30 protein-coding genes and 1 pseudogene are annotated in these 26,217 nt (G+C 74.7%); 12 read left to right on the top strand and 19 right to left on the bottom strand.

What is annotated here, in order from left to right:
- Window positions 1-2: 2 nt before the first annotated feature.
- From ACI8AF_RS08975 to ACI8AF_RS08960, 4 genes are read right to left on the bottom strand one after another with little or no spacing between them, the layout of a single operon-like run.
- Window positions 3-1,241 (bottom strand): ornithine cyclodeaminase, nickel-pincer nucleotide-dependent, encoded by a 1,239-nt coding sequence (locus ACI8AF_RS08975; RefSeq protein ID WP_456539347.1) that lies wholly within the window; start codon window positions 1,239-1,241, stop codon window positions 3-5.
- Window positions 1,242-1,257: 16 nt separating this feature from the next.
- Window positions 1,258-1,593 (bottom strand): VOC family protein, encoded by a 336-nt coding sequence (locus ACI8AF_RS08970; protein WP_456539346.1) that lies wholly within the window; start codon window positions 1,591-1,593, stop codon window positions 1,258-1,260.
- A 39-nt stretch (window positions 1,594-1,632) separates the two neighbouring features.
- A complete protein-coding gene (locus tag ACI8AF_RS08965) occupies window positions 1,633-2,328 on the bottom strand; it encodes a hypothetical protein (RefSeq protein ID WP_456539345.1) in 696 nt (231 codons plus the stop codon).
- Window positions 2,325-3,122, bottom strand: a complete 798-nt coding sequence (locus ACI8AF_RS08960; RefSeq protein WP_456539344.1) for an alpha/beta hydrolase — start codon at window positions 3,120-3,122, stop codon at window positions 2,325-2,327. The genes ACI8AF_RS08965 and ACI8AF_RS08960 overlap by 4 nt, the downstream gene beginning before the upstream one ends.
- A 107-nt stretch (window positions 3,123-3,229) precedes the next feature.
- On the opposite strand from ACI8AF_RS08960, the gene ACI8AF_RS08955 reads away from it, so the two are divergent.
- The gene (locus ACI8AF_RS08955) at window positions 3,230-3,988 is read left to right on the top strand and encodes a lysophospholipid acyltransferase family protein (protein WP_456539343.1); all 759 of its coding nucleotides are present in this window, start codon (window positions 3,230-3,232) and stop codon (window positions 3,986-3,988) included.
- Window positions 3,989-4,083: 95 nt separating this feature from the next.
- On the opposite strand, the gene ACI8AF_RS08950 is transcribed toward ACI8AF_RS08955, so the two are convergent.
- The 3 genes from ACI8AF_RS08950 to ACI8AF_RS08940 are packed head-to-tail and all read right to left on the bottom strand — an operon-like array spanning window position 4,084 to window position 7,110.
- Entirely contained in the window at window positions 4,084-4,647 is a 564-nt protein-coding gene (locus ACI8AF_RS08950) for a TetR/AcrR family transcriptional regulator (protein ID WP_456539342.1), read from the bottom strand.
- A gap of 1 nt (window position 4,648) precedes the next feature.
- Window positions 4,649-5,578, bottom strand: a complete 930-nt coding sequence (locus tag ACI8AF_RS08945) for an alpha/beta fold hydrolase (protein ID WP_456539341.1) — start codon at window positions 5,576-5,578, stop codon at window positions 4,649-4,651.
- Window positions 5,575-7,110, bottom strand: coding sequence for a flavin-containing monooxygenase (locus ACI8AF_RS08940; RefSeq protein WP_456539340.1), 1,536 nt, complete (start codon window positions 7,108-7,110; stop codon window positions 5,575-5,577). Before ACI8AF_RS08940 ends, ACI8AF_RS08945 begins: the two co-directional genes overlap by 4 nt.
- 99 nt (window positions 7,111-7,209) lie before the next feature.
- On the opposite strand from ACI8AF_RS08940, the gene ACI8AF_RS08935 reads away from it, so the two are divergent.
- Both ACI8AF_RS08935 and ACI8AF_RS08930 read left to right on the top strand, forming a co-directional pair.
- Window positions 7,210-8,106, top strand: coding sequence for a short-chain dehydrogenase/reductase (locus tag ACI8AF_RS08935; RefSeq protein ID WP_456539339.1), 897 nt, complete (start codon window positions 7,210-7,212; stop codon window positions 8,104-8,106).
- A 58-nt stretch (window positions 8,107-8,164) separates the two neighbouring features.
- Window positions 8,165-8,530 carry a nuclear transport factor 2 family protein gene (locus ACI8AF_RS08930; protein ID WP_456539338.1) on the top strand — a complete coding sequence of 122 codons (366 nt, stop codon included), beginning with the start codon at window positions 8,165-8,167 and terminating at the stop codon, window positions 8,528-8,530.
- 90 nt (window positions 8,531-8,620) lie between these two features.
- Here the strand turns inward: ACI8AF_RS08930 and glpK are convergent, their stop codons facing one another.
- On the bottom strand, window positions 8,621-10,096 hold the full coding sequence (glpK, locus tag ACI8AF_RS08925; RefSeq protein WP_456539337.1) for a glycerol kinase GlpK: 1,476 nt from the start codon (window positions 10,094-10,096) through the stop codon (window positions 8,621-8,623).
- Window positions 10,097-10,131: 35 nt separating this feature from the next.
- On the opposite strand from glpK, the gene ACI8AF_RS08920 reads away from it, so the two are divergent.
- From ACI8AF_RS08920 to ACI8AF_RS08910, 3 genes are read left to right on the top strand one after another with little or no spacing between them, the layout of a single operon-like run.
- Window positions 10,132-10,614 (top strand): polyadenylate-specific 3'-exoribonuclease AS, encoded by a 483-nt coding sequence (locus ACI8AF_RS08920; protein WP_456539336.1) that lies wholly within the window; start codon window positions 10,132-10,134, stop codon window positions 10,612-10,614.
- Window positions 10,611-11,105: an N-acetyltransferase family protein gene (locus ACI8AF_RS08915; protein WP_456539335.1), complete on the top strand. Its 495-nt coding sequence runs from the start codon at window positions 10,611-10,613 to the stop codon at window positions 11,103-11,105. Before ACI8AF_RS08920 ends, ACI8AF_RS08915 begins: the two co-directional genes overlap by 4 nt.
- Before the next feature lies 1 nt (window position 11,106).
- A complete protein-coding gene (locus ACI8AF_RS08910; RefSeq protein WP_456539334.1) occupies window positions 11,107-11,682 on the top strand; it encodes a GNAT family N-acetyltransferase in 576 nt (191 codons plus the stop codon).
- A 17-nt stretch (window positions 11,683-11,699) separates the two neighbouring features.
- Here ACI8AF_RS08910 and ACI8AF_RS08905 read toward each other — a convergent pair whose 3' ends face one another.
- The gene (locus ACI8AF_RS08905; protein ID WP_456539333.1) at window positions 11,700-12,095 is read right to left on the bottom strand and encodes a PaaI family thioesterase; all 396 of its coding nucleotides are present in this window, start codon (window positions 12,093-12,095) and stop codon (window positions 11,700-11,702) included.
- A 125-nt stretch (window positions 12,096-12,220) separates the two neighbouring features.
- Between ACI8AF_RS08905 and ACI8AF_RS08900 the strand changes: the two genes are divergently transcribed.
- Genes ACI8AF_RS08900 through ACI8AF_RS08890 form a run of 3 tightly spaced genes read left to right on the top strand, consistent with a single transcriptional unit; the run spans window position 12,221 to window position 15,640 of the window.
- Window positions 12,221-13,246, top strand: coding sequence for a 6-phosphofructokinase (locus ACI8AF_RS08900; RefSeq protein WP_456539332.1), 1,026 nt, complete (start codon window positions 12,221-12,223; stop codon window positions 13,244-13,246).
- Window positions 13,247-13,272: 26 nt separating this feature from the next.
- Complete coding sequence (locus ACI8AF_RS08895) at window positions 13,273-14,610, top strand: class II 3-deoxy-7-phosphoheptulonate synthase (RefSeq protein WP_456539331.1); 1,338 nt, start codon at window positions 13,273-13,275, stop codon at window positions 14,608-14,610.
- Entirely contained in the window at window positions 14,603-15,640 is a 1,038-nt protein-coding gene (locus ACI8AF_RS08890; protein ID WP_456539330.1) for a threonine aldolase family protein, read from the top strand. The genes ACI8AF_RS08895 and ACI8AF_RS08890 overlap by 8 nt, the downstream gene beginning before the upstream one ends.
- Window positions 15,641-15,648: 8 nt before the next feature.
- On the opposite strand, the gene ACI8AF_RS08885 is transcribed toward ACI8AF_RS08890, so the two are convergent.
- The 7 genes from ACI8AF_RS08885 to ACI8AF_RS08855 all read right to left on the bottom strand — a co-directional run bounded on the left by ACI8AF_RS08885 (window position 15,649) and on the right by ACI8AF_RS08855 (window position 21,641).
- Window positions 15,649-16,812: a S8 family peptidase gene (locus ACI8AF_RS08885; RefSeq protein ID WP_456539329.1), complete on the bottom strand. Its 1,164-nt coding sequence runs from the start codon at window positions 16,810-16,812 to the stop codon at window positions 15,649-15,651.
- A 148-nt stretch (window positions 16,813-16,960) separates the two neighbouring features.
- Entirely contained in the window at window positions 16,961-17,287 is a 327-nt protein-coding gene (locus tag ACI8AF_RS08880) for a GYD domain-containing protein (protein ID WP_456539328.1), read from the bottom strand.
- A 79-nt stretch (window positions 17,288-17,366) separates the two neighbouring features.
- Complete coding sequence (gene bfr, locus ACI8AF_RS08875; RefSeq protein ID WP_456539327.1) at window positions 17,367-17,864, bottom strand: bacterioferritin; 498 nt, start codon at window positions 17,862-17,864, stop codon at window positions 17,367-17,369.
- A gap of 38 nt (window positions 17,865-17,902) precedes the next feature.
- Entirely contained in the window at window positions 17,903-18,097 is a 195-nt protein-coding gene (locus tag ACI8AF_RS08870; RefSeq protein ID WP_456539326.1) for a (2Fe-2S)-binding protein, read from the bottom strand.
- Between the two features lie 90 nt (window positions 18,098-18,187).
- On the bottom strand, window positions 18,188-19,114 hold the full coding sequence (locus ACI8AF_RS08865) for a deoxyribonuclease IV (RefSeq protein WP_456539325.1): 927 nt from the start codon (window positions 19,112-19,114) through the stop codon (window positions 18,188-18,190).
- Between the two features lie 2 nt (window positions 19,115-19,116).
- Entirely contained in the window at window positions 19,117-21,114 is a 1,998-nt protein-coding gene (pknB, locus tag ACI8AF_RS08860; RefSeq protein WP_456539324.1) for a Stk1 family PASTA domain-containing Ser/Thr kinase, read from the bottom strand.
- A 107-nt stretch (window positions 21,115-21,221) separates the two neighbouring features.
- Window positions 21,222-21,641, bottom strand: a complete 420-nt coding sequence (locus ACI8AF_RS08855) for a pyridoxamine 5'-phosphate oxidase family protein (RefSeq protein WP_456539323.1) — start codon at window positions 21,639-21,641, stop codon at window positions 21,222-21,224.
- Between the two features lie 61 nt (window positions 21,642-21,702).
- Between ACI8AF_RS08855 and ACI8AF_RS08850 the strand changes: the two genes are divergently transcribed.
- The 3 genes and pseudogenes from ACI8AF_RS08850 to ACI8AF_RS08840 form a co-directional block, all read left to right on the top strand.
- On the top strand, window positions 21,703-22,026 hold the full coding sequence (locus ACI8AF_RS08850; protein WP_456539322.1) for an Rv2175c family DNA-binding protein: 324 nt from the start codon (window positions 21,703-21,705) through the stop codon (window positions 22,024-22,026).
- Window positions 22,027-22,033: 7 nt separating this feature from the next.
- Window positions 22,034-22,375 (top strand): lycopene cyclase domain-containing protein, encoded by a 342-nt coding sequence (locus ACI8AF_RS08845; RefSeq protein WP_456539321.1) that lies wholly within the window; start codon window positions 22,034-22,036, stop codon window positions 22,373-22,375.
- Window positions 22,339-22,581, top strand: a pseudogene (locus tag ACI8AF_RS08840) (hypothetical protein); the annotation flags it as partial. The gene ACI8AF_RS08845 and the pseudogene ACI8AF_RS08840, both read left to right, overlap by 37 nt.
- On the opposite strand, the gene ACI8AF_RS08835 reads toward ACI8AF_RS08840, so the two are convergent.
- The 3 genes from ACI8AF_RS08835 to ACI8AF_RS08825 are packed head-to-tail and all read right to left on the bottom strand — an operon-like array spanning window position 22,578 to window position 26,181.
- Window positions 22,578-23,513 (bottom strand): phytoene/squalene synthase family protein, encoded by a 936-nt coding sequence (locus ACI8AF_RS08835; protein WP_456539320.1) that lies wholly within the window; start codon window positions 23,511-23,513, stop codon window positions 22,578-22,580. The pseudogene ACI8AF_RS08840 and the gene ACI8AF_RS08835 overlap by 4 nt on opposite strands.
- On the bottom strand, window positions 23,510-24,991 hold the full coding sequence (crtI, locus tag ACI8AF_RS08830) for a phytoene desaturase family protein (RefSeq protein WP_456539319.1): 1,482 nt from the start codon (window positions 24,989-24,991) through the stop codon (window positions 23,510-23,512). Before crtI ends, ACI8AF_RS08835 begins: the two co-directional genes overlap by 4 nt.
- On the bottom strand, window positions 24,988-26,181 hold the full coding sequence (locus tag ACI8AF_RS08825) for a polyprenyl synthetase family protein (RefSeq protein ID WP_456539318.1): 1,194 nt from the start codon (window positions 26,179-26,181) through the stop codon (window positions 24,988-24,990). The genes crtI and ACI8AF_RS08825 overlap by 4 nt, the downstream gene beginning before the upstream one ends.
- Between the last annotated feature and the right edge of the window lie 36 nt (window positions 26,182-26,217).

Below are 26,217 nucleotides of genomic sequence, written 5' to 3'. Positions count from 1 at the left end.
GATCAGGTGAGCTCGCGGGCCAGCTGCTCGAGGAACAGGCCGATGTCGGTGACGATGCCCATCGCCTGGGCGCTCCCGCGGTCGGCGAGCTTGGTGACCGTCGCCGGGTTGATGTCGACGCAGACCAGCGGCACCGACGCCGGGAGCAGGTTCCCGGTCGCGATCGAGTGCAGCATCGTCGCGACCATGATGCAGAAGCCGACGTCGTGCAGCTCGGCGCGCATCGCGCGCTGACCCTCGATGACGTCGGTGTGGACGTCGGGCAGCGGCCCGTCGTCGCGCACCGAGCCGACCAGCACGAACGGCTTGCCGGCCCGCACCATCGCGTGCATCACGCCGCCGGTGAGCACGCCGGAGTCCACCGCGGCCCGGATCGACCCCGCGCGGCGGATGGTGTTGATCGCCCGGATGTGGTGCTCGTGCCCGTGCGGCACGCCGGAGCCCTTGGCGAGGTCGACGCCGAGCGACGTGCCGTACAGCGACGCCTCGATGTCGTGCGTGGCCAGCGCGTTGCCGGCGAACAGGACGTCGACGTAGCCGGCCTCGACCAGGCGCACCATGGCCGGTGAGGCACCGGTGTGGACGACGGCCGGGCCGCCCACCCACAGCACCCGCCGCCCGGCGGCCTTCACCTCGCGCATCCGCTCGGCGATCTGCCGGACCAGCAGCGCCTGCGGTTTCTCGCTGGAGGCGACCGACGACATGAACCCGAACGCCTCCTCCTCACCGCGGACCACCGCCGGGGGCATCTCGACGCGCACCCCGTTCGCGCCGCACACCACCCGGTCGCCGGCGCGCACGTCGCTGACCGGGACGGTGCGGACGACGACCCGGCCACCCTGCTCGCCGACCACGAGGCCGCAGTCCATCTCGGCGCGGTCGACGGCGAGCCACTCGCGGTCGAGGCGGACGAAGGTGTCCAGGTTGGTCGTGGAGTAGAAGTCTTCGGGGAAGACGCCGTCGGCGGGCGCCGGGCGCAGCGTCGCCGTCCCCGGGTCGACGGCGTTGGCGCCGTGGGTCTGCAGCCGCATGAGGATCCGGTCGAGCAGGTCGGCGTCCGCGGTGCGGACCGAGACCAGCGCCCGCGACTCGTCCTCGTGCTCGCGGCCGAGGTCCAGGCTCTCGATGCGGTAGTCGCCGCCGTACTCGAGGACGTCGTCCAGGACCCGCGCCAGGACGCCGGTGTCCATGAGGTGCCCGGTCAGGGCCACGGTCGCGGAGTGCGGCGCGGTGGTGCTCACCGACCGGACGCTAGCGTCAGGCGCCCGTCACGACCACGGTGTTGCCGTCGGGGTCCTGCAGCCGCAGCACGTGGCCGGCGCCGGCCGGCTCGGGGCCGTCCTGGGCGATCCCCGCGGCGCCGAGCCGCGAGGTGACGCCGTCGACGTCGTCGGTGCCGAGGACGACCGTCGACCGGCCGGCGCGGACCGGGTCGACCCAGACCTGCACCCCGCGACCCCCGCCGACGTGCCACTCGACGAGCCCGTCCATCGGGCGGGTGTCCGGGCCGCGGCCGAACAGCGCCGAGTACCAGGCCTCGGCACGCGGGGCGTCGGAGACGGTGGCCTGCGCCAGCACGCTCGTGAAGTCCATGTCAGGGAGGACGCCCGGCGCCGGCCGGACTCATCGGTCTCAGACGACCGCGCCGTCGTCCCCGTCGTCGTCGGAACGGTCGCGCATCCGCGACACCGCGACGAACACCCCGCCGGCGACGGCGGCGACGCCGAGGAACAGGCCGAGGTCCTGGGACAGGCCGATCAGGCTCGGCGCCCAGACCAGCAGGACGCCCGCGGCGATGAGCAGGAAGGCGTACAGCGACGCCGGCGACGGCAGGCCGACCGGGGGCGGCGGCGGGGGCTCGAAGTGCTCGTCGGGCCGGTCGAGCACATCGGGCTCGGCCGGCGGCGGGGGAGGGGGCAGCGGGGCGTCGGCCGGCGGGTCCTCGACCGGCGTCCGCCCGTTCTCGGCCTCGTACGCGGCGACGATGCGGGCCCACTCGGCGTCCTCGTCGAGGTCCCGGCGCAGCCGCGCCCGCTCGGGCACCGGGCCGCGGGCGTGCTCGTCGGCCTGCTGGTCGACGAGGGTGCGGGCCTCGGCGCGGCGGGCCCGGTCGACCCAGAGCCGGTCGCTCGGCGGGCTGGGGAGGAACACCGTGCGGGTGTACGGACCCACGTCGGTGGCCGGCTCGAGGTAGGCGGCGATCCCGGCGTCGTAGAGCACGTCGAGCAGGTGGTCGCCGACCCGGGGGTCGACGTCGCGCAGCGGGCTGTAGAGGGCGGCGTCCAGCCCGTTGTCCCGGCGGCCCCGGCCGCGGCGCGGCTCGCTCATGCCGGCTCCGCCGCGGCGGTGCGCTCGCGGATCCACTCCGCCGACCGCTCGAAGATCAGCGGGGCGTCGTTGTCCAGCGTGGCGACGTGGTAGCTGTTTTCCAGCACGACCTCGGTGGCGTCGGTGCTGGAGATGCCGGCCAGCAGCGCCGCGGTGGAGGCCGGCTCGACGACGTGGTCCTCCCGGCTGCGGAAGACCAGCACCGGAGCGGTCACCTCCGCCAGGTCGGCGCGGGTGGCGGTCCACAGCCGGCGCAGCCCGAGGACGGCGCGGGTGGGCAGCTTGGGGTAGGCGAGCTCGGTGACGCCGGGCTTCTTGATGTCGCTGCCGATCGGCGCCCAGCTCGGGGTGATCCGCGCGATCAGGGGCAGCAGCTTGGCGTCGAGGCGCAGGGTCATCAGCGACGGGTTGACCAGCACCAGGGCCGCGACGTCGTCGGGACGCCGCTCGGCGAGCCGGATCGACAGGGTGCCGCCCATCGACAGCCCGGCCACCACGACCCGGTCGACGTCCTCCGCGAGCTCGTCGAACGCCGCGTCGACCGCGTCGACCCAGTCGTCCTCGGTGGCGAGGTTGCAGTCCTGCCAGCGGGTGCCGTGCCCCGGCAGCAGCGGGCAGCGGACGGCGAAGCCCTCGGCCGCGAGGTGCTCGCCCCACGGCCGCATGCTCATCGGCGCGCCGGTGAACCCGTGCACGAGCAGGACACCGGTGCGCCCCTCGGGCCCGTCCCCGCCCGGGAAGGCGAACGGCTCGGCGCCGGGCAGCACCTCGGCGGGCACGTGCGGTCCGGGCACAGGGGCTCCTCCTCGCGGGTCCGGCGGGGCGTCCGGCGACCTTGCGGAACCACTCCGTTTGTCGTGGGGCCACCGGGATCCCTAGTCTGGCAGTTCCAAGAGGAGGCGTGTTGTTCTACTGGTTCCTCAAGTTCGTCGCGGTCGGGCCGCTGGCCAAGCTGGTCTTCCGCCCGCAGGCGGAAGGCACGGAGAACGTGCCCTCCACCGGGGCGGCGATCCTGGCCAGCAACCACCTGTCCGCCGCGGACTGGGTGTTCATGCCGCTGTCGCTCAAGCGACGGGTGACCTTCCTGGCCAAGCAGGAGTACTTCACCGGCACCGGCCTCAAGGGGTGGGGGCAGCGCGTCTTCTTCGCCGGCAGCGGGCAGGTGCCCATCGACCGCACCAACGCCAGCGCCGCCGAGGACGCCATCCGCACCGGCCTGCGGATCCTCCGCGAGGGCAAGCTGCTCGGCATCTACCCGGAGGGCACCCGCTCGCCCGACACGCGGCTCTACCGGGGCAAGACCGGCGTCGCCCGCATGGCGCTGGAGACCGGGGCGCCTGTCGTGCCCGTCGCGATGATCTACCGCTCCCGGCGGATGCCGTTCGGCAGGAAGCTCGTGCGGGTGTGCGTGAAGTTCGGCAAGCCGCTGGACTTCAGCCGCTACGAGGGCATGTCGGGCGACCGCTTCGTCGAGCGCTCGATCACCGACGAGATCATGTACGAGATCATGACCCTCTCGGGCCAGGAGTACGTCGACGTCTACGGCGCGACCGTGAAGAGGTCGATGGACGCCACCGGCGACAGCGCCGCCGAGGTGCTGCGCCGGCTGCAGCCGCCGCAGGACGAGTCCGGCGACCGGGTCGACTCCATCGCCAGCTGACCCGGCTCGTGCCGAGATCCCGTGATCTCGGCACGTGAGGGCTGCTGGGGCGCCGAGATCACGGGATCTCGGCAGGCGCGTACCGGTCGTCCTGGTCAGCGCGCGACGAGCCGGTCGAGGACGTCGCGCAGCAGGGCGAGGAGGTCCTCGCGGGACATGCTCGGCTCGCGGGTCCACTGGCCGACGAGGTCCTCGGTGAAGGCGAACCAGGAGCGCACCAGCTGCCGCCGGCGGGTGTCGTCGGGCAGGTCCAGGGCGGTGAGCGCGACGTCGACGAGCCGCTCCCGGGTCTCCTCGTAGATCTCGGCCACCCAGGGGTCGCCGCCGGCGGCGCCGCGGACGACCGCCAGGTGCGCCTCGCGGTAGGTCTCCACCCAGCCGACGTAGCGGTCCAGCATCCCCGGCACGTGCTCGGCGGCCGGCGTCCCGCTCGCCGGGAGCAGGTGCTCCTCGAGCAGCCGCGCGGCCGCCCGCGTCACCGCGGCGTAGTAGTCCTTCTTGGTCGGGAAGTAGTGGAACAGCAGGCTGCGGCTGATCCCGGCCCGGCGGGCGACCTCGTCGATGGTCAGCTCCTGCACGGGCGTGGTCGGAAGCAGCTCGAGCCCGATCGAGACCAGTTGCGCGCGGCGGTCGTCCGCCGAGCGGCGCGCGGAGGTCATCTCACGCCGCCGCCGGTTCCCGCACCGCCGCGGCGAGCAGCCGGCCGATCGCCTCGGCCACGAGCTGCGGCCGCTCCTGGGGGAGCATGTGCCCGGTCCGCGGGACCACTTGCAGCCGCGCGTCGGGCAGCGCCTCGGCCAGCTGCTCGCTGTGCCGCAGCGGCGTGAGCTTGTCGGTGTCGCCGACGAGGACCTCCACCGGCACCCGGGCCAGCGCCGCCAGCTCGGTGCGCTTGTCGTGGTCGCCCAGCGCGGGCAGGAACGCCGTGAACGCCCGCACCGTCGAGGCGTGCATGATCTCGGCGCCGGCGAGCACCATCGCGTCGGTGGCGTCGGCGCCGTAGAGCAGGTCGCGGACGATCGTGCGGTGCCGCGGGTGCGCCGGGGGCACGGCCTGCCGCAGCCGCTCGATCACCCGCGCGGCGGCCAGCGCCGCGGTCAGCGCGCCGGGGGTCAGCCGCTGCCGGATCCGCTCGGCGCGGGTCCGCGGCTCCGGGGCGAGGTCGCCGGCGGAGGTCGAGACCAGCGCGGCGCCGCGCACGCGGCCGCCGAAGAGCTCCGGCCGCGCGGCCGCCAGGCACATGATCGTCATGCCGCCCATCGAGTGCCCGCCGAGCACCACCGGCCCGGACGGCACCAGCCGGTCGAGGACGGCGGCCAGGTCCTGGCCGAGCTGGTCGATCGAGATGTCTGCAGCTCCCCACGTGGAGCGGCCGTGCCCGCGCTGGTCGTAGCGGACCAGCCGGAGCTCGCCGGCCGCGGCGCGCGGGGCGAGCAGGTCGGCGACGTCGTCCCAGGCCGCCTGCGCCAGCGTCCAGCCGTGGGCGAGGACGAGGGTGACCGGGGCGTCGTCGGGGCCGTCGACGGTCGCGTGGAGCACGGCGCCGTCGGGGGTGCCGACGGCGGCGGTGCGGCGCAGCAGCGCGGTCACGCGGCCATCTCCAGGGTGCGGGCGCCCCGGCCGACGTAGTTCTCGCGGTCGAAGGCCGAGAGCATCTTGCGGAACCGGAAGGTGAAGTCCGGCCAGAGCGTCGAGTTGTGGCCGTGCTCGTCGAGGTACCAGCTGGCGCACCCGCCGGCGAGCCACACGGTGCCCTGCGAGCGGCCGGCGATGAGGTCGCGGTAGGCGGCCATGGCCTCCGGCGTCGTCTCGAGCACCTCGAGCGCCTCGTCGTCCATGGTGCGCAGCGCGGCGTCGACGTAGGCGACCTGCGACTCGATCATGTAGACCATCGACGTGTGCCCGACCCCGACGTTGGGTCCGACCAGCAGGAAGAGGTTGGGGAAGCCGGCCACCGTGGTGCTGCGGTTGGTGATGATCCCGTCGGCCCACACCTTCGCGAGGGTGCGGCCCTCGCGGCCGGAGATCTTCTCGGCGATCGGCAGGTCGGTGACGTGGAAGCCGGTGGCGAGGACGAGGACGTCGGTGGGCCGCTCGACGCCGTCCGTGGTGACCACCGAGCGCGGCCGGACTTCGGCGATGCCGGCGGTGACCAGCTCGGCATTCGGCGCGGCGACCGCCGGGTAGTAGTCGTTGCTGATCAGGATGCGCTTGCAGCCGATCGTGTAGCCCGGGGTCAGCGCCGTGCGCAGCTTCGGGTCGCGGACCTGCCGGGCCAGGTGCGCCCGGGCCACCTTCTCGACCGGCTTGAGGAAGCGGCGCTGCTTGGCCATGCCGACGACGAGCAGCTCGCGGACGGCGTAGAGCAGCGCGCGGACCGCCTTCTGGAACAGCGGCACGTGCCGGTAGAGCCACCGGGCGCTGCGCTTCACCGGGCGGTCGGTGCGGGGCACGATCCACGGCGCGGTGCGCTGGTAGACGGCGATGCTGCCGACGGCCGGCTGGATGGCCGGCACGATCTGGACGGCGCTGGCCCCGGTGCCGATCACACCGACGGCCCGGCCCTCGAGCTCCACCGCGTCGTCCCAGCGGGCGGAGTGCATGAGGTCGCCCTCGAAGGTCTCCAGGCCGGGGATGTCGGGGTAGGTGGGGTCGGCCAGCGCCCCGGCGGCGGAGATCAGCACCTGCGTGCGGAAGTCGCCGGCGGTCGTGCTGACCAGCCAGCGGCGGCCGTCGTCGTCCCACCGGGCGGCGGTGACGTCGGCGCCGAAGACGACGTGCCGGCGCACCCCGTACCGGTCGGCGACGTCCTGCAGGTAGGCCTGGATCTCCGGCTGCCCGGAGTACGAGCGCGGCCAGTCCGGGTTGGGCGCGAACGAGAACGAGTAGAGGTTCGACTGCACGTCGCAGGCGGCGCCCGGGTAGTGGTTGTCGCGCCAGGTCCCGCCGACGTCGTCGGCCCGTTCCAGGACGACGAGGTCCGTCTCGCCGCGCTGCCGCAGCTGGATCGCCATGCCCAGGCCGGCGAAGCCGGACCCGATGATCGCGATCTTGACCTCCCGCACGCCGTCGTGTGCGGGGGCGGCCCGGTTCTCCGCTGTCTTCTCCAGGGGCGAGGTCACGACGGGGCTCCTTCGCGGGTCGTCCTCGGCTTGCTGAGCACTGCTCAACAAGCTACAACTCTGTTGAGCAGTGCTCAACTCGACGCAGAGGAGCTCCCGATGGCCCGTCGTCCCCGCACCCCGCTGGCCGGCAAGTCGGTCCTGATCACCGGCGCCGCCCGCGGCATCGGCGCCGCGCTGGCCCGCAGGGCCGCCGCCCGGGGCGCCCGTGTCGCGCTGGCCGGCCTCGAGCCGGAGCTGCTGGCGCAGGTCGCCGCCGAGCTCGGTCCCGAGCACCTCTGGGTGGAGTGCGACGTCACCGACGCCGAGCAGCTGCAGGCGGCGGTCCGGCGGACGGTGGACACGTTCGGCGGGCTGGACGTCGTCGTCGCCAACGCCGGCATCGCGCCGCTGACCACCGTGGCCACCTCGTCGGCGCGGGCGCTGTCGCGGACGGTCGAGGTCAACCTGATCGGCGCCATGCTCACCGCGCACGCGGCGCTGCCCGAGGTCGCGAAGCGGCGGGGGCACGTGCTGCTGGTCAGCTCGGCGGCGGCGTTCACGGTGCTGCCGGGCATGAGCGCGTACTGCGCGGCCAAGGCCGGGCTGGAGCGCTTCGGCGACGCGCTGCGGCTGGAGGTGGCGCACCGCGGCGTCACCGTGGCCAGCGCGCACCCCACGTGGATCGACACGGACCTGGTGCGCGACACCGAGGAGGCGCTGCCCACGTTCAAGGCCACCCGCCGGCAGCTGCCGGGGCCGCTGGGTGCCTACACGTCGGTGGAGGCCTGCGCCGAGGCGCTGGTGCAGAACCTGGAGACGCGCGGCCGGCGGGTGTTCGTGCCGCGGTCGGTCGGCCTCGTGTCGGCGCTGCGCCAGGTGGTCACCGGCGCGCTGGCCGAGAGGGTGGCCGTGAAGGTGTCGGCCGCGCGGGTGCCGCAGCTGGAGCAGGACATCGCCGCGCTGCAGGGGCGGGAGTTCGGCCGCAACTCGGTGGGTGACCGCGGCGCCGCCTGAGCGGGTCGTCCGTCGACACCGCCGATGAGGACGCCGGTCGACGGCAGTCTCTGCCGGCATGAGCCGGAACACCGACACCGTCGAGCGCTACCTCGAGGGTTTCCGCCGCAACGACCACGCGCAGATCCTCGGCTGCCTGACCGACGACATCGAGTGGACGGTGTTCGGCGCCTTCCACTTGGCCGGCAAGCAGGCCTACGACGAGGCGATCGAGGGCCCGGGCTGGGTCGGACCGCCCCGGCTGGAGGTCGTGCGGATGGTCGAGCAGGACGACGTGGTGATGGCCGAGCTGTACGGCGAGGTGCCGCAGCCCGACGGCGGAACCGGGCGGCTGTCGATGGCGGAGGTCTTCGTGATGCGCGACGGCCTCATCGCCGAGCGCCGCGCCTGGGTCATTCCCCTGACGGAGAACACCTACCGCTGAGGTCCGCCGCCCGACCGGGCGTGATCATCGGCAGGTGGCCGGCCGACACGCCGGAGCGAGCAGCCACCTGCCGATGATCATCGCCGCGGCTCAGCCGGCCCAGCCGCCGGCGCGGCGGACGGCGTCGCGCCAGCGGTCGTAGCGGCCGTCGTCCCGGCGGCCCGGGGTGGGCTCCCAGCGGGCGTCGAGGGTCCAGGTGGCGGCGAGCTCGTCGGTCGAGCCCCACACGCCGGTGCCCAGCCCGGCGAGGAAGGCCGCGCCCAGCGCAGTCGTCTCCGCCACCACGGGCCGGCGCACCGGCACGTCCAGCTCGTCGGCCTGCAGCTGCATGAGCAGGCCGTTCGCGCTCGCGCCGCCGTCGGCGGACAGCTCGGGCACCGAGAGCCCGGCCTCGGACACCATCACGTCGACGACGTCGCGCACCTGGAACGCGATCGCCTCGAGGGTGGCCCGCACGAGGTGCGCCCGCGTCGTCCCGCGGGTGATGCCCAGGACGGCGCCGCGCGCGTGCGGGTCCCAGTGCGGGGCGCCCAGCCCGGTCAGCGCCGGCACGAACACGACGTCGCCGGAGTCGTCCACCGTGCGCGCCAGCCCCTCGGTCTCGGCGGCGGAGTCGATGAGCCCCAGCCCGTCGCGCAGCCACTGCACCGCCGCGCCGGTGACGAAGATCGACCCCTCCAGCGCGTAGACCAGCCCGTCGCCGAGGTCCCAGGCCACGGTGGTGAGCAGCCCGGCGTCCGACCGGACCGGCGTCGGCCCCGTGTTGGTGAGCACGAACGAGCCGGTGCCGTAGGTGCACTTGGTGTCGCCGGGGGAGTAGCAGGCCTGCCCGAACAGCGCGGCCTGCTGGTCGCCGGCGATCCCGGCGATCGGCAGCTCCAGGCCGAGGAAGGCGTCGGGGTCGGTGGTGCCGACGACGCCGGAGTTGGGCACGAGCTCGGGCAGGGCGCCCCGCGGGACGTCGAACAGCCCGCACAGCTCGTCGGACCAGCCGCCCGCCGCCAGGTCGTAGAGCAGCGTGCGGCTGGCGTTGCTCGGATCGGTGACGTGCCGGGCGCCGCCGGTCAGCCGGGCGATCACGTAGGAGTCGACGGTGCCCAGCGCCAGCGAGCCGTTCCGGACGCCGTTCCACAGCTCCGGCTCGTGCTCGGCCAGCCAGGCGAACTTCGTGCCGGTGAAGTACGGGTCCAGGCGCAGACCGGTCAGCGCGGCCACCCGCTCCTCGACGCCGTCGGCGCGCAGCCGGTCGCAGACCGCGCTGGTCCGCCGGTCCTGCCAGACGATCGCCGGCCGGGGCGCGCGCAGCGTGCGGCGGTCCCACACCACCGCGGTCTCCCGCTGGTCGGTGATGCCGAGGCAGGTCGGCCGCGCGTCGGTCCGCGCCAGCGCCTCGCGGCAGGCGGCGACGGTCGCCGTCCAGATGTCGTCGGGCTCGTGCTCGACCCAGCCGGGGCGGGGGAACAGCTGGGCGAACTCGCGGTAGCCCTTGGCGAGCACGCCGCCGTCCTCGCCCACGACCAGCGCGGTCACCCCGGTCGTGCCTGCGTCGATGGCCAGAACGGGCATGAGCCGCAACCTAGCGCCCGCCTACGGTGGGTGCCGTGCGGCGGTTCTTCTACGACACCGAGTTCATCGAGGACGGGACGACGATCGACCTCGTCTCGATCGGCGTCGTCGACGAGACCGGTCGCGAGTTCTACGCCGTCAGCACCGAGTTCGACGACCGCAAGGCGATCCCGTGGGTGCGGCGCAACGTGCTCGACAAGCTGCCCTCGCCCGCCGACCCCGCCTGGCGCAGCCGCGAGCGCATCCGCGAGGACCTGCTCGCCTTCCTCACCGGACCGGGGGAGGAGGTCGAGCTGTGGGCCTGGTTCGCCGCCTACGACCACGTCGCCCTCGCCCAGCTGTGGGGGCCGATGACGGCGCTGCCCCGGGCGATCCCGCGGTTCACCCGCGAGCTGCGGCAGCGCTGGGACGACCTCGGGCAGCCGCCGCTGCCGCCCAAGCCCGGCGGCACGCACGACGCGCTGGTCGACGCCCGCTACAACCTGGAACGGTGGCGGGCCATGGAGCTGGCGCGGTGACCGTCCGGACCGGCGGGGTCGACGACCTGCCCGCCGTCCTCGGCCTGCTCGACGGCGCCGTCGCGTGGCTGGTCGCGCAGGGGCGCACCGGGCAGTGGGGCGACCGGCCGTGGTCGGAGTCGGCGCTCCGGGTCGAGCGGACCCGCGCGCTGATCGGGGCGGGCGAGCTGCTGCTGCTCGACCGGGACGGCGCTGCGGTGGCCGCGCTGGTCCACGGGCCGCGGGCGCACGACTACGTGCCGCGCGCCGAGGAGGACGAGGACTACGTCCTGCTGCTGGTGGGGGACCCGACCGCGCGCGGGGCCGGGCGGCGGCTCCTCGACGAGTCGTGGGACCGCGCCCGGGCCCGCGGGGTCGGCCGGCAGCGGGTGGACTGCTACGGCGGGGACGACGGCAAGCTCGTGCGGTTCTACGAGTCGGCGGGCTTCACGCGGACGGCGACCTTCGAGGTGGGGGGCTGGCCGGGACAGCTCCTCGAGAGGCAGGCCTGACGTGGACGTGACCGCCGCCGAGGCCCGCACGCTCCTCGCCCGCGCCTTCGCCGACGACCCGCTGATGGCGTGGTTCTTCCCCGACCCGGACTCGCGGCCGCACTGCTGCGCGGCGATGTTCGGCCTGTTCGCCGAGCAGTACCTGCGCGCCGGGCGGGTCGACGTCGTCCGTCGCGGGGCACCGGTCGCCGTCGCCATGTGGCGGTGGCCCGGGCCCGCCGACGAGGACGACGACGGGCTGCCCACGCTGCCCGGCCTGATGGTGGCCCTCATGGGCGCCGAGCGGGCCGCCCTCATCGGCGGCGCCATGTCGGTGATCGGGGAGCGGCGCCCACCCGAGCCGCACGCCTACCTCCACCTGCTCGGCGTCCACCCCGACGCGCAGGGGCAGGGGCTCGGCGGCGAGGTGCTCGAGCGCGGCCTGACCGCGGCGCGCGGGGCCGGGCTGGTCGCCTGCCTGGAGACGATGAACCCGGCCAACGTCCCCTTCTACGAGGCGCACGGCTTCGCGGTGCGGCACGAGACGCACCTCGCCGCCGGTGGGCCGACGGTGTGGGGGATGGCCACCGCGGTGTGAGCGGTCGCGCGCGGTGCTCAGCCGCCGCCGAGCACCGCCTGGGTCTGCGTGGTCTGCGCGACCAGCCGGCCGTCGTCGTCGGTGACCTCGACGCCGACGACGATGAACGAGCGGCCCACGTGCACCGGGCGCGCCACCGCGTGCGCGGCGCCCGACCGCACTCCGCGGACCAGCGACGTCGACGACGCCACGGTGGACGTGGACGCGCCGGCCGGCAGGTTGAGGTAGGCGCACACGGCGCCCACCGAGTCGGTCAGCGTCATCAGCGCCCCGCCGTGGAGCACGCCGCCGGCCGTGCACCGCTGCGGTGACCAGGGCAGGCGGCCGGCGACCTCGTCGGGGGCGGCCCGCTCGAGCTCCACGCCGGACACCTGCGCGAAGGGCATGAGGGCCAGCAGCTCGTCGGGGCTCACCCGGGCGATCCTGCCGGACCGCGTGTGACGCCTGTGACCGTTGTCACCCACCGGTTGCGGTCGCCGTCGCGACCTGCGGCATCATGGCGCGGACGGGCCCGGCGACCTCGTGCGGAGGACGGCACATGCGGATCGGCATCCTCACCGGCGGCGGCGACTGCCCCGGCCTGAACGCGGTCATCCGGGCGGTGGTCCGCAAGGGCGTCACCGAGCACGGCGACGAGGTCGTCGGCTTCCGCGACGGCTGGCGCGGCGTGCTCGAGGCCGACACCGTGCCGATGGACCTCCCGGCGGTGCGCGGCATCCTGCCCCGCGGCGGCACGGTGCTCGGGACGTCGCGGACCAACCCCTACGGCGTGGAGGGCGGCGCCGACCGGGTGCTGGCCAACCTCGAGCGGCTGGGCATCGAGGCGCTGATCCCGATCGGCGGCGAGGACACCCTGGGGGTGGCCACCAGGCTGTCGGAGGCGGGCGTGCGCGTCGTCGGCGTCCCGAAGACCATCGACAACGACCTGGACTCGACCGACTACACCTTCGGCTTCGACACCGCCGTGGGCGTGGCCATGGAGGCCATCGACCGGCTGCACACCACCGGCGACAGCCACCACCGCACGCTGGTCGTCGAGGTGATGGGGCGGCACGCCGGCTGGATCGCGCTGCACGCCGGCATGGCCGGCGGCGCCAACGTCATCCTGATCCCCGAGCACCCCTTCGACGTCGACGCGGTCGTCGCGCACTGCCAGCACCGCTTCGCCTCCGGCTACTCGCCGATCGTCGTGGTGAGCGAGGGCGCGGCGCCCAAGGGCGGCGAGCTGACGCTGACGACGGGGCAGACCGACGCGTTCGGCCACGTCCGGCTCGGCGGCATCGGGGCGGCGCTGGCCGCGCTGCTCGAGGAGCGCACCGGCCGCGAGGCACGGGCGGTCGTCCTCGGCCACATCCAGCGCGGTGGGACGCCGTCGGCGTTCGACCGCGTGCTCGCGACGCGCTTCGGGCTGGCCGCCGTCGACGCCGTGCACGACGGCCAGTCGGGGGTGATGGTGGCGCTGCGCGGGACCGACATCGTCCGCGTCCCGCTGACCGCCGCCACCGCGCAGCTCAAGCTCGTGCCGGTCGAGCGGTACGCCGAGGCCGAGGTCTTCTTCGGCTAGGCAGGGCCCCCCGTACCCTGGGGCGTGTGAGCCTCACCGAACCTGCTGAGCTGGTCCCCGACCTGGACCGGTGGCGGACGCTGCCCGCCGCCCAGCAGCCGACGTGGCCCGACCGCGGCGCCCTCGACTCGGTCCTGGAGACGCTGTCGACGGTGCCTCCGATCGTGGCCCCCGCCGAGGTCGACACCCTGCGCGCGCAGCTGGCCGACGTCGCCCGCGGCAAGGCGTTCCTCCTGCAGGGCGGCGACTGCGCGGAGACCTTCGACCTCAACACCGAGCCGCACCTGCAGAGCACCACCCGCACCCTGCTGCAGATGGCGATCGTGCTCACCTACGGCGCGAGCGTCCCGGTGGTGAAGGTCGGCCGGGTGGCCGGCCAGTACGCCAAGCCGCGGTCCTCCGACGTCGACGCGCTCGGCCTGCCGTCCTACCGCGGCGACATGGTCAACTCGCTGGAGCCCGTGCTCGAGAAGCGCATCCCCGACCCGACCCGGCTGGTGCGCGCGTACGCCAACTCGGCGGCGGCGATGAACATGATCCGCGCCTACGCGCGCGGTGGCCTGGCCGACCTGCACGCCGTCCACGACTGGAACAAGGACTTCGTCGCCAGCTCCCCGGCGGGCGTGCGCTACGAGGTCATCGCGCGCGAGATCGACCGTGCGCTGGCGTTCATGAAGGCCTGCGGCATCGACCACTCCGCCATGCGCTCGGTGGAGCTGTACAACAGCCACGAGGCGCTGATCCTCGACTACGAGCGGGCGCTGTCCCGCACGCACGAGGGCCGCGCGTACGACCTCTCCGCCCACTTCGTCTGGGTGGGCGAGCGCACCCGCCAGATGGACGGCGCGCACATCGAGTTCGCCTCGCGGATCGCCAACCCGATCGGCGTCAAGATCGGCCCGACGACGACGCCGGAGCAGGCGGTGGAGCTCGTCGAGCGGCTCGACCCCGACGGCGTCCCCGGCCGGCTGACCCTGATCAGCCGCATGGGCAACGGGAAGATCCGCGACGTCCTGCCGGGCATCGTCGAGAAGGTCACCGCCAGCGGGCACCTCGTCGTCTGGCAGTGCGACCCGATGCACGGCAACACCCACGAGTCCTCGACCGGGTACAAGACCCGGCACTTCGACCGGATCGTCGACGAGGTCCTCGGCTTCTTCGACGTGCACCGGGCGCTGGGCACCTGGCCCGGCGGCATCCACGTCGAGCTGACCGGCGAGGACGTCACCGAGTGCCTCGGCGGCGCCATGGAGATCAGCGACGAGGACCTCAACAGCCGGTACGAGACCGCCTGCGACCCGCGGCTCAACACCGGGCAGTCGCTGGAGCTGGCGTTCCTGATCGCGGAGATGCTGCGTGGTTAGTCCCACCCCGCCACCCCCGGCCGCTGACCTGATCGACCTCCGTTCGGACACCGTCACCCGGCCCACGGAGGCCATGCGCCGCGCCATGGCCGCCGCCGAGGTCGGCGACGACGTCTACGGCGAGGACCCGACGGTCAACGCCCTCGAGGCGCGCGTCGCCGAGCTCATGGGGCACGAGGCGGCGCTGTTCGTGCCGACCGGGACCATGGGCAACCAGATCGGCATGCGGCTGCTCGCCGAGCCCGGGCAGGAGGTGCTCTGCGACGCCGACGCGCACGTGGTCACCTACGAGCTGGGCGCGGCGGCCGCGGTCTTCGGCCTCTCCACGCGCACGGTGGTGTCGGCCGGCGGCCGGCTCGACGCGCGGGCGCTGGTCGAGCAGGTGCGGCCGCGCGGCGACCCGTACCTGACGCCCACCGCGGCGATCGCGGTGGAGAACACGCACAACCGCGGCGGCGGGCTCGTCCAGCCGCTCGACCAGCTGCGGGTGCTGTGGGACTGGTCCCGGGAGAACGGGGTCGGCGTCCACCTCGACGGCGCGCGGCTGTTCAACGCCGCCGTCGCGTCGGGGACCGAGCTGGCCACCTACGGCCGGCTCGCCGACACCGCGTCGGTCTGCCTGTCCAAGGGCCTCGGTGCGCCGGTCGGCTCGGTGCTGGTCGCCTCGGCGGAGCGGATCGCCGCCGCCCGCATCTGGCGCAAGCGGCTCGGCGGCGGGATGCGGCAGGTCGGCGTCCTCGCCGCGGCCGGGCTGCACGCCCTCGAGCACCACCTCGACCGGCTGGCCGAGGACCACGAGCACGCGCAGCTGCTGGCCAAGCGGCTCGGCGTCGACCCGGCCACCGTCGAGACGAACATGGTCGTGCTCGACGACGTCCCGGCGCCCATGGTCGCCGAGGCGGCCAGGGCGCGGGGGGTCCTGGTCAGCCAGGTGAGCGCCCGCCGGCTGCGGCTGGTCACCCACCTGGACGTCGACCGGGCGGCCGTGGACCGCGCGGCCGATGTCCTGGCGTCGCTGCTGGAGCGCTGAGCCCCGCCTCAGTAGGTGGTGAACAGCAGGTCGTTGTTCGCGGTGCGGTTGGTCGAGACCTTGTTCTTCGTGGTCAGGCCCTTGATGGCCGTGGCCACCGCCGCCGGGCTCGCCGTCGGGTTGCCCTGGAGGTGGAGCGCCGCCACGCCGGCCACGTGCGGGGTCGCCATCGACGTCCCGTTGATCGTGCTGGTGGCCGAGGGGCCGGTGTACCAGGCGCTGGTGATGCCCACCCCGGGCGCGAACAGGTCGACGCAGCTCCCGTAGTTGCTGAAGGACGCCGGCCTGTCGGTCCGGTCGCTCGCCCCCACCGTGAGGGCGCCGGGGACCCGGGCGGGGGAGGACTTGCACGCGTCCTGCGGGACGCCCATCGCGTTGCCGTTGCCGGCCGCCACCGCGTAGGTGACGCCGTCGGCGATGGAGCCGGCCACCGCGGAGTCCAGCGCGCTGCTCACGCCCCCGCCGAGGCTCATGTTGGCCACCGCGGGTCGGCCGGCCTCGTGCTGGGCGGTCACCCAGTCCACCCCGGCGATGACGCCGGAGATGCTGCCGTTCCCGGCGCAGTCGAGCACGCGGACGGCGACCAGGGCGACGCCTTCGGCCACGCCGTACGTGGTCCCGCCGATCGTCCCCGCGACGTGCGTGCCGTGGCCGTTGCAGTCGGTCGCGTCGGTGTCCCGGTCGACGAAGTCGAACCCGGAGGTGGCGCGCCCGCCGAACTCGGCGTGGTCGAGCAGGATGCCGGTGTCGATGACGTAGGCGGTGACGCCGGAGCCGCTGGCCTGGGTCGTGTAGGTGTTGTTCAGCGGCAGGTTCCGCTGGTCGATGCGGTCCAGGCCCCAGGTGGCGCCGGACTGCGCAGCGGCGACCTGGACCGGGAGGTCCGCCTCCACCGCGGTCACACCGGGCAGCTGCCGGAGCCGGTCGGCCAGCCCCGGCGGGAGGGTGACGGCGAAGCCGTCGAGCGCCGTCGAGTACACGTGCTCGATCCGCCCGCCGATCGCGCGGGCGCGCTCGGCGACGGCGGCGGCCGGGCTGCCGTCCTCCAGCGTCACGACGTAGGACTGGAGACCGGGGGCGGCCGGGGCGGCCGCAGCGGGTGCGGCGGTGAGGCCGAGCCCGGTGGCGGTCAGCGCCGCGGTGGCGGCGGCGAGGAAGCGGCGGGAGTGCACGGTGGTCTCGTCTCGGGTAGCGGCACACCCCGGCGGCGTGCGCGGCCCCGGCAGTCAACTGACGCGACCCGGCCACCTGAAGTCACCACGCCGCTGCGCCGTGTAGCTACCCGGGGGTACACGGCGCCGCCGCACGCGCCGGGGCGGGCTACGCCCCCGGTGGCCGGTAGCCGACCTGCGCGGCCCGGCGGAGGGCCTCGAGCGTCTCGTCCACGCTGAGCAGGACCGTGGTCTCCATCCCGTGCAGCGCCCCGCCGCTGCTCAGGGCGATGGCGACGCTCGCCATCGAGACGTCGTCCGGCGCTTCCCAGAGCGTGTAGCCGTCGTGGCTGCCGAAGGCGTACCAGAACCCGTGCAGGCTGCCCCCGACCGATTCGATGTACGTGCGAGCCGCCTCGCGCCGGTCCTCCGGGTTCGCCACCAGCCGTGCCCAGGTCTGCGGGGTGTAGCTGAACCTCGTCAGGTAGAGCGTCATCGCCGCGGTCCCCCGTCCGTGAGGTGAGACGGCGCAGCCTAGCCCCGCCCGAGGACCTCGGGCGGGACGGAGGACGCGGTCAGTCGGTGTGGGTGGCCCCGGTGGTCGGCTGCTCGATCTGCCCGGCGAGGTAGAGCTGCTCACCGAGGGTGTCCATGAGGTGCAGCTGCGTCTCGAGGTAGTCGATGTGGTGCTCCTCGTCCTCGAGGATGTCCTCGAACAGCCGCTTGGTGGTGCGGTCGCCGACCTGCTCGCAGTAGGCGATCGCCGGCCGCAGGCGCTCGACCACCTCGAGCTCGATCGCCATGTCCGACTCGAACTGCTCCCGCACGCTCTGCCCGATCCGCAGGGCGAACAGCTTCTGGTAGTTGGGCAGGCCCTCGAGGAAGAGGATGCGGTCGGTGAGCCGCTCCGCGTGGGTCATCTCCTCGATCGACTCCTTGCGCGTGTACTCGGCGAGCTTGTTGTAGCCCCAGTTCTCCTGCATCTTCGCGTGCAGGAAGTACTGGTTGATGGCGGTCAGCTCGCTGGTGAGCTGCTCGTTGAGCATCTCGATCACGCGGGCGTCACCCTGCATGAGGTCCTCCTCGGCTCGGTTGCGCCGAGGCTATCGGCTCACGCGACGGCGGGGACGTCCAGCCCGTGCATGGGGTCGACCGCGCGCAGCCGGTCGCAGATGCGGTCCAGGCAGCTGCCGCACCCCGTGCCGGCGTCGCAGGCGTCGCCGACCTCTTCCTCGGTGCGCGCGCCCTCGGCGATCACCTCGGCCAGCCGCGTCTCGCTGACGGCGTAGCAGATGCAGACGTACACGCGGCACTCCGGTGTGCGGGGGAAGCAAAGGCTCGCCTAAGTTAGCCGACCCTTACCCCCGCTGCCAAGCTTCGCAGGTCAGCGCCGGGATCAGGCGGCGGCGGAGGAGTCCTCGGCCGGGGCGTCCCGGAGCGAGCACAGCAGCGCGATGTCCCGGGCGTGGCCGGCCCACGGCGACCCGTCGAGCTCGCTGGGGGTCTCCACGACGACCGGGACGCCGGACGTCGACGGGTGGGCGAGCAGCTCCCGGAAGGGGCCGACGCCGTGGTCGCCGCCCGAGATGGTGCCCGCCCCGATCGTGGTGTGCCGGTCCCGCTTGGAGCCGCACTCGTCGAGGGAGTCGTTGGCGTGCACGAGGGCGAGCCGGCCGGGGCCCACGGTCGCCTCCAGCGCGTCCAGCGTCGCGGTCATCCCGCCCGGGAGCGACAGGTCGTGCCCGGCCGCCCAGGCGTGGCAGGTGTCGAAGCAGACGCCGACCAGCGGGTGGCCCTCGAGCGCCTCGAGGTACGGGCCGAGGTCCTCCACGGTGGCGGCCAGCGACCGCCCGCCGCCGGCGGTGGGCTCGACCAGCAGCCGCGGGCCGTCGTCGGGCATCTCCTCGAGCACGGGCAGCAACCGCTCGTGCAGCTGCCGGAGCGCTGCCTCGTAGCGGTCCTCGCCCACGGCGGAGCCGGCGTGCACCACGACGCCGCGGCAGCCCAGCCGGGCCCCGCGCAGCAGGTTGTGCCGGATCGTCGCGATCGACTGCTCGACGGTGGCCTCGGTCGGGGAGCCGACGTTCACCAGGTACGGCGTGTGGATGAACGACGGCACGCCGCGCTCGGCGCACCCCGCGGTGAAGGCGGCGTCCTGCTGCGGGTTCCCCGGCGTCAGCCTCCAGCCGCGCGGGTTGCCGACGAACACCTGGACGGCGCGCGCGCCGACGGCGTCGGTGTAGGCGAGCCCGCCCGTGGCCAGGCCGCCCTTGATCTGGATCTGCGCGCCGATCGGCGGCGCGGTCCTGCCGTGCTCGTGCACCGCTACCCGAAGCTCACACCGAGCTGCACGGTCGTGCCCTCGTCGACGACCTCGCCGGGGCGGGGGCTCTGCTGGTACACGCGGTCGCCGGCGATGAACGTGCTCACCTTCACCTTCAGCCCGACACCCTCGAGGATCGCCGTGGCCTCGGCCGCGTCCTTGCCGCGGACGTCGGGCACCTCCACCCGCGGCACGCCGGCGGAGACCTGGATCGTCACGGTGCTGCCGTAGGGCGCCGGCCCGGCCGCGGGGTCGGGGGTGACCGCCATGACCTGGCCGGGTGCGACGTCGCGGCTGCGGCCGTCGTCGGCGCGCTCGACGGTGAAGCCGAGCTGCTCGAGGGTCGCGGTGGCCGCCTCGGGCGTCGAGCCGATCACGTTCGGAATCTCGACCGGCGCACGGCCCAGGCTGACGTAGACGGTGACCAGCTGGCCGCGGGGGAGCGGCGTGCCGGGCGCGGGGTCGAACCGGGTGACCAGGCCCGCGGCGACCTCGTCGTCGTACTCCTGCTCGACGGTCACCTGCAGCGCCGGCTGCTCCTGCAGCGCCGCCACGACGGCGTCCTCGGGCTGGCCCACCAGGGCCGCGTCGACGAAGAAGCGCTCCGGGCCCTTGCTGACGACCAGACGGACGTCGGTGCCGCGGATCGCCTCGCCGCCGGCCGGGTCGGCGGCGATGACGACGCCCGCCGCGACCTCCTCGCTCCACTGCTCCTCGCAGCAGTCGGGGTCGAGTCCGGCCTCCTGCAGCAGGCCGATGGCGGTGTCCTGCGGCTGGCCGACCAGGTCGGGGATGGTCGTCCACCGCCCGGAGCCCAGCCACCAGCCGACGGCGCCGGTGGTGACGGCGAGCAGCAGCACGATCGCCACGACCAGGCGCGCCCGCCGCCGGCGGATGTGGTCGGGGACGCCCGGCCGGGGACGCACCGGCGGGCGCTGGCCGACCACGTTCTGCGTCGGGCCGGCGCCGAGCACGCTGGTGCGGCTGCCGCCGTGCCGCGGGGTGTTCAGCACCTCGGTGCCCGGGCGGATGTCGCGCGTGCCCGGGTCGCTGGGGTGCCGCGGACGGGTCGAGTGCGAGCGGTTGGTCGGCCGCAGCGTGTCGGGGCGGGCCGAGCTGCGCCCGGTGGGCACCGGCACCCGCTCGATGCCGAGGTCGTCGCGCAGGTCGGCCAGCTCGGCGAGGAAGGCCCCGGCGTCGAGCGGTCGGGCGGCGGGGTCGCGGCGGGTGACCCGGGCGACGAGGTCGTCGACCTGCCAGGCGATGCCCGGGACCTCCGCGGAGGGGACCGGCATGTCGTGGTGGACGTGCTGGTAGGCCACCGCGAGCGGGGTGTCGCCGCCGTAGGGCGGGTGGCCGGTGAGCATCTCGTAGAGGACGACGCCGGCGGCGTAGACGTCGCTGCGGGCGTCGGCCTTGCCGCGCTCGAGCTGCTCGGGGGAGAGGTAGGCGACCGTGCCGATGAGCACGCCACCGGTGGCGCTGGTCTGCCCGGTCCCGGCGACGGCGCGGGCCAGGCCGAAGTCGGCCACCTTGACCACGCCGTCGACGCCGATGAGCACGTTCTCCGGCTTGATGTCGCGGTGCACGATGCCGGCCCGGTGGGCGGCGGTGAGCCCGGCGAGCACCGGCTCGAGGACGGCGAAGGCCTCGGCAACGGTGAGCCGGCCGCGGGCCTGCAACAGGTCGCGCAGCGTGCGGCCGCGCACCAGCTCCATGACCAGGTAGACCATCCCGCGGTCGCTGCCCTGGTCGCTGACCGAGACCACGTTGGTGTGGCTGAGCATGGCCGCGGCGCGGGCCTCGCGGATGAACCGGTCGACGAACGTCGGGTCGTGCACCAGGTGGTCGGCCATGATCTTGACCGCGACCGTGCGGTGCAGCCGCAGGTCGGTGGCCGAGTAGACGGTCGACATGCCGCCGCGCGCGACGCGCTCCTCGAGGCGGTAGCGCCCCTCGAGGACGACCCCCACGACGGGATCGGTCACGGCGGTGTCCACTCCAGCGAGTGTAGGAGCGTCGGCGGCCCTTCCCGGCGAACCACGCGGTGGGCGGGGTCGCCGGGACGGCTGTGACGAATGGGTGGCCCCCTGCCCGGGGCCGGTCGTCACCCCAGGTCGGCGGACAGCCAGCGCTCCGGGTCCAGCTCGACGACCACCTGCTCGCCGTGGTCGGCCAGGGAGAACGCGACGTAGCCCTCGACCGCCTCGGGTGGCAGGTAGCGGCGGGCCATCGCCCGCACGTCGTCCTCGGTGGCCGGCCGGGTCGCCGCGACCGGGCCCTCGACCGACACGTAGCGGACCGACGGGGCGACCCGGTGCACCAGCATGCTGAACCGCCCGGCCGCCGCGATCCGCCGCGCCTTGCGCGACCCGGCCGGGGTCACGATGCGCAGCCGCTCGCCGGGCTCGTAGCCGTACCAGATCGGCACCGTCAGCGGGCCGCGCCCGTCGCCGTCGGCGACCGACAGCGCGGCGACGTGCGGCTCGGCCAGGAACTGCTCGCGTTCGTCGGGGAGGAGGGCCATGTCGCCGACGCTAGGGCGGACGGCCGACGATTCCGCGGCGGTCCTGAATAAGCTCGGCGCCATGGAGACGCTCACCCCGCAGGAGGTCGCCCAGACCCTCGGGGTCTCGCCCAACCGCGTCCGCCAGCTCATCCGCGACGGCAAGCTGATGGCGGTCCCCGGCAGCGGCAACAGCAGGATCCCCGCCGACTTCCTCAAGGAGGGGGCGGTCCTCAAGCACCTGCCCGGCCTGCTCACCGTGCTGCGCGACGGCGGGTTCAGCGACCAGGAGGCCTTCGAGTGGCTCTTCCGGGCCGACGACTCGCTGCCCGGCACGCCGGTCGAGGCGCTGCGCGGCGACCGGCACACCGAGGTCACCCGCCGCGCCCAGGCGCTGGCGCTGTAGCGCCCGCATGGGGCCCCTGACCTACCTCGCGCTGCTGGCCGGGTGCCTGCTGGTGACCGCGCCGCTCGAGGTGTTCCTCCGCACCCGCGTCTACGCCCGCTGGCGGCGGCTGCTGGTCGCGCTCGCGCCCGGGTTCGTCGTCTTCGTCGCCTGGGTGCTGTACGCGATCGCGCAGGGGCACTGGGACTACAGCGACGCGCGCACCCTCGGCGTCCGGCTGCCCGGCGGGATCCCGGTCGAGGAGGTCCTGTTCTTCGTCGTCGTCCCGATCTGCGCCGTCCTGGCGCTGGAGGCGGTGCGCCGGGTGACGCGGTGGGACGCCGGGTACCCCGCCGAGGACGAGTCGTGAGCTACTCCGCGCTCGCGGTGGTCGCCGTCGTCGCCGTCCTCGTCGTCGACCTGGCCGTGCTGCGCACCCGGATGGTGACCCGCAAGGTCTTCTGGGTCGCCTACGCGATCGTCCTGTTCTTCCAGCTGCTCATGAACGGCGTGCTCACCGGCCTGGACGTGGTCGTCTACGACCCGGGCTCGATCTGGGGGCCGCGGATCGCCTACGCGCCGGTGGAGGACCTGCTGTTCGGCTTCGCGCTGGTCGTGCTCACCCTGGCCAGCTGGGCGGCGGTCAACCGGCGGGCGAACACCGCCAGGCGGCGCGGCTTCGACACCCGCACCCGGCGGTCGAGCACCCGGTAGCCCGCCTTCTCGATCTCGGTGAGGATGCCGCCGTACAGGTCGGTCGCTGCGCGCACGCAGTCCCGCGACTCGCGGGCGAGCATCGGCGTCCCGGGGGCGGCGTCGTCGTAGCGGCGCCGGACGATCGCGACCATCTCGCGCATGAGCGCCTCGAACCGCGCGTCGTGGCGCTTCTCGGCCAGCTGCTCGCGGGTGACGCCGTGCGCGGCCATGAGGTCCGCGGGCAGGTACACCCGGCCGCGGTCGACGTCCTCGCCGACGTCGCGCAGGAAGTTGGTCAGCTGGAACGCCTCGCCCAGCGCGATCGCGTGCGGCGCGGCCTCCTCCCGGGTCACCCCCGGCGCGGTGCCCAGCACCGGCAGCACCATGAGCCCGATGACCGCCGCCGAACCCCACATGTAGCGGTCCAGCGCGTCGAGGTCGGCGTAGCCGGTGACGGTCAGGTCGCTGGTCATCGCGGCGAGGAAGTCGACCAGGTGGTCGACGTCGATGGCGTACCGGCGGTAGGTGTGCACCAGCGCCAGGCGGACCGGGTCGTCGGACCAGCCCGCCTCCAGCTCGGCCAGGGCGGCGCGGGACCAGTCGGCGAGGTCGCCGGCCGGGTCGGCACCGGGGACGTCGACCAGGTCGTCGGCGGTGCGCGCGGCGGCGTAGAGCGCGTGCACCGCCGGCCGCCGGTCGGGCGTGAGCAGGCGGGTCGCCAGGTGGTAGCTCTTGCCGTGCCGGGCGGCGATCGCCGCGCAGTGCCGGTATGCGGCGTCGAGCTGAACCTGCCGGTCGGCGACCGCCGTCATCCGGTGATCCTCTCGGCGGCCAGCCGGCCGCTCATCAGCACCATGGGCACGCCGACGCCGGGCTGCACCGACGACCCGGCCAGGACGACGTTCTCCGGCCCGGACCGCGGCAGCGTGGACGGGCGGAACGGCCCGGTCTGGCCGAAGGTGTGCGCCAGCGCGAAGGGGGTGCCGGCGGCCATCCCCTGCGCGGCCCAGTCCCGCGGCGTCGCCAGCTCCTCGACCTCGACGGCGCCGGAGATGCCGGTCCACCCGCGGGCCTCCAGCGTGGCCAGCAGCTCGTCGCGGTAGCGGGGGGCGAGCGCCGCCCAGTCGATCGACGGGTTGCCGCCGCTGCGCGGGTCGAGGTTCGGCGTCGGGGCGACGACGCTGAGCACCTGCCCGCCCGCCGGGGCGAGGGAGCGGTCGGTCGCCGACGGCATGCTGACCAGCAGGCTCGGGTCGCTCATCGGGCGCCCCTCGACCGTCAGCTCGCGGAAGACCTGCTCCCACGCGGCGCCGAAGCTGATCGTGTGGTGCGCCTGGCCGGGCAGCTCCGCCCGCACCCCGAGGTGCAGCGCGACGCAGGACGGCGAGTACACCGGCCGGCGGGGGCCGCGAAGGCCGGGCACCAGCCGGGCGGGTGCGTCGGCGGTGACGACGACGGCGTCGGCCGGCAGCAGCTCGCCGTCGTCCAGCCGCACGCCGCTGACCCGCCGTCCGGACGTCGGCAGCTCGCGGACCGCGGTCCCGTACCGGAACACCACCCCGGCGTCGGCGGCGGCGTCGGCCAGCGCCCGGGGGACGGCGCCGATGCCGCCCACCGGGTGCCAGACGCCGGCACCGATGTCGAGCTGCGCGATGACGGCGTAGGCGGCGATCGCGCGGAACGGGGAGACGCCGGCGTAGAGCGCCTGGAAGCTGAACAGCCGGCGCAGCCGGTCGTCGGCGAAGCGGCCCGCGACGTGGTTCGACAGCCGGCGGAAGCCGCCCCGGCGGACGAGGGTCAGCAGCTCCGGCCCGAGCAGGTCGAGCGGGGAGTCGAGGTTGCGGTCGATGAAGGTGGTGAGCTGCAGGCGGTAGAGCTCGGCCAGCTCGCCGAGGTAGCGGCGCAGCGCCGCGGCCTCGGCCGGTCCGCACAGCGCCTCGACGGCGGCGGCGAACCGGTCGGGGTCGGCGGGCACGTCGAGGTGCGAGCCGTCGGCGAACTGCGCGCGGTAGGTCGTCTCGAGCGGGACGAGCTGCAGCCGGTCGGCGAGCTTGTCGCCGACCGCCGCCAGGGTGTCCTCGAGCACCTCGGGCGCGGTGAACACCGACGGGCCGGTGTCGAGCGTGTACCCGCCGCGGGTCACCACCCCGGCCCGGCCGCCCGGGCCGGCACCGCGCTCGACGACGGTGACCTCGCGGCCGGCGCCGCGCAGCCGCAGCGCGGTGGCCAGGCCGGCCAGGCCCGCGCCGACGACGACGACGCGGTCGGTGCGACCGGGGACCGTCCTCACGCGGTGCGGGAGGTGGCCGCGACGGCGAGCGCGTCGAGCGCGGCGCGGGCGTCCTCGGCGATGGGGGCCGCGGCGATGGCGGCGCGGGCCTGCGCGGTGCGCTCGGCGATCCGCTCCTCCACCCGCTCCCGCGCGCCGGTGGCGTCGATCAGGTGGCGCAGCGCGTCGAACTGGTCGGGGCCGGCGTCGGGGTTGCCCAGCGACTCGCGCAGCAGCGTGCGCCCGGTCTCGTCGGCCTCCAGCTCGGCCAGGGCGACGAGCAGGGTCTGCTTGCCCTCGCGGAGGTCGTCGTCGGCCGACTTGCCGGTGACGGCGGGGTCGCCGAACACCCCCAGGACGTCGTCGCGCAGCTGGAACGCCTCGCCCAGGGGCAGGCCGATGGCGGTGTAGGCCTCGAACACCCGCGGGCCGGCGCCGGCGATCGCAGCGCCGAGCTGCAGCGGCCGCTGCACCGTGTAGCCGGCGCTCTTGTACCGGGCGACGGTCAGCGCGCCGTCCGGCCCGGGCAGCCCGCCGGCGGCCCGCAGCAGGTCGAGGTACTGGCCGGCGGTCACCTCGGTGCGCATGGTGTCCCAGACGCCGCGGGCGCGGGTGAGCGCGGCGCCGGTGATGCCGGAGCAGCGCAGCAGCTCGTCGGACCAGACCAGGGCGAGGTCGCCGACCAGGATCGCCGCGCCCACGCCGAAGGCGCCGGCGTCGCCGTCGAGCCGCTCGGCGCCGTGCCGGGTGGCGAAGCCGAGGTGGGTGGACGGGCGGCCGCGGCGGGTGCTCGCGCCGTCCATGACGTCGTCGTGCACCAGGGCGCTGACGTGCACGAACTCCAGCGCGGCGACCGCGCGCAGCACCGCGTCGTCGTCCTCCACCGGGCCCCCGGCCTCGGGTGCGGCGCCCCGCCAGCCCCAGTACGCGAACGCCGGACGCAGCCGCTTGCCGCCGCGGGCGAGGGCGCACACCTCCTCGGTGACCGCGCCGAGCGAGGGGTCCATGCCGGCGAGGGTGCGGCGCTGCCGGTCGAGGAACACCTCGAGCGCCTGCCACACGCGGGCGCGCAGCCGGTCGAGGTCGACGGCGGCCAGCAGGTCCGGTGCGTCGAGGTCCTGGGTCCCGGCGGTCACGTGATCAGTATTGCCCGATCCGGTGGGGCGCCACTCCTCCAGCACCGAGGGGCGGGTCCTGCCGTCGATGGTCACGGGCGTCTCCTCGGGGGGCTGCGGGCGCGGCGAGAC

The sequence above is a fragment of the Blastococcus sp. SYSU D00669 genome (assembly GCF_054050715.1).
This window is presented reverse-complemented; position numbering and strand designations above follow the sequence as displayed.

Bases quoted from the DNA above. Each gene is read 5' to 3' on its own strand.
- ACI8AF_RS08950 (WP_456539342.1), bottom strand. From the start codon at position 4,647: ATGACCTCCGCGCGCCGCTCGGCGGACGACCGCCGCGCGCAACTGGTC.
- ACI8AF_RS08930 (WP_456539338.1), top strand. From the start codon at position 8,165: ATGAGCCGGAACACCGACACCGTCGAGCGCTACCTCGAGGGTTTCCGC.
- ACI8AF_RS08935 (WP_456539339.1), top strand. From the start codon at position 7,210: ATGGCCCGTCGTCCCCGCACCCCGCTGGCCGGCAAGTCGGTCCTGATC.
- ACI8AF_RS08835 (WP_456539320.1), bottom strand. From the start codon at position 23,513: ATGACGGCGGTCGCCGACCGGCAGGTTCAGCTCGACGCCGCATACCGG.
- ACI8AF_RS08880 (WP_456539328.1), bottom strand. From the start codon at position 17,287: ATGACGCTCTACCTGACGAGGTTCAGCTACACCCCGCAGACCTGGGCA.
- ACI8AF_RS08855 (WP_456539323.1), bottom strand. From the start codon at position 21,641: ATGGCCCTCCTCCCCGACGAACGCGAGCAGTTCCTGGCCGAGCCGCAC.
- ACI8AF_RS08850 (WP_456539322.1), top strand. From the start codon at position 21,703: ATGGAGACGCTCACCCCGCAGGAGGTCGCCCAGACCCTCGGGGTCTCG.
- ACI8AF_RS08965 (WP_456539345.1), bottom strand. From the start codon at position 2,328: ATGAGCGAGCCGCGCCGCGGCCGGGGCCGCCGGGACAACGGGCTGGAC.
- ACI8AF_RS08970 (WP_456539346.1), bottom strand. From the start codon at position 1,593: ATGGACTTCACGAGCGTGCTGGCGCAGGCCACCGTCTCCGACGCCCCG.
- ACI8AF_RS08845 (WP_456539321.1), top strand. From the start codon at position 22,034: ATGGGGCCCCTGACCTACCTCGCGCTGCTGGCCGGGTGCCTGCTGGTG.
- ACI8AF_RS08900 (WP_456539332.1), top strand. From the start codon at position 12,221: ATGCGGATCGGCATCCTCACCGGCGGCGGCGACTGCCCCGGCCTGAAC.
- glpK (WP_456539337.1), bottom strand. From the start codon at position 10,096: ATGCCCGTTCTGGCCATCGACGCAGGCACGACCGGGGTGACCGCGCTG.
- bfr (WP_456539327.1), bottom strand. From the start codon at position 17,864: ATGCAGGGTGACGCCCGCGTGATCGAGATGCTCAACGAGCAGCTCACC.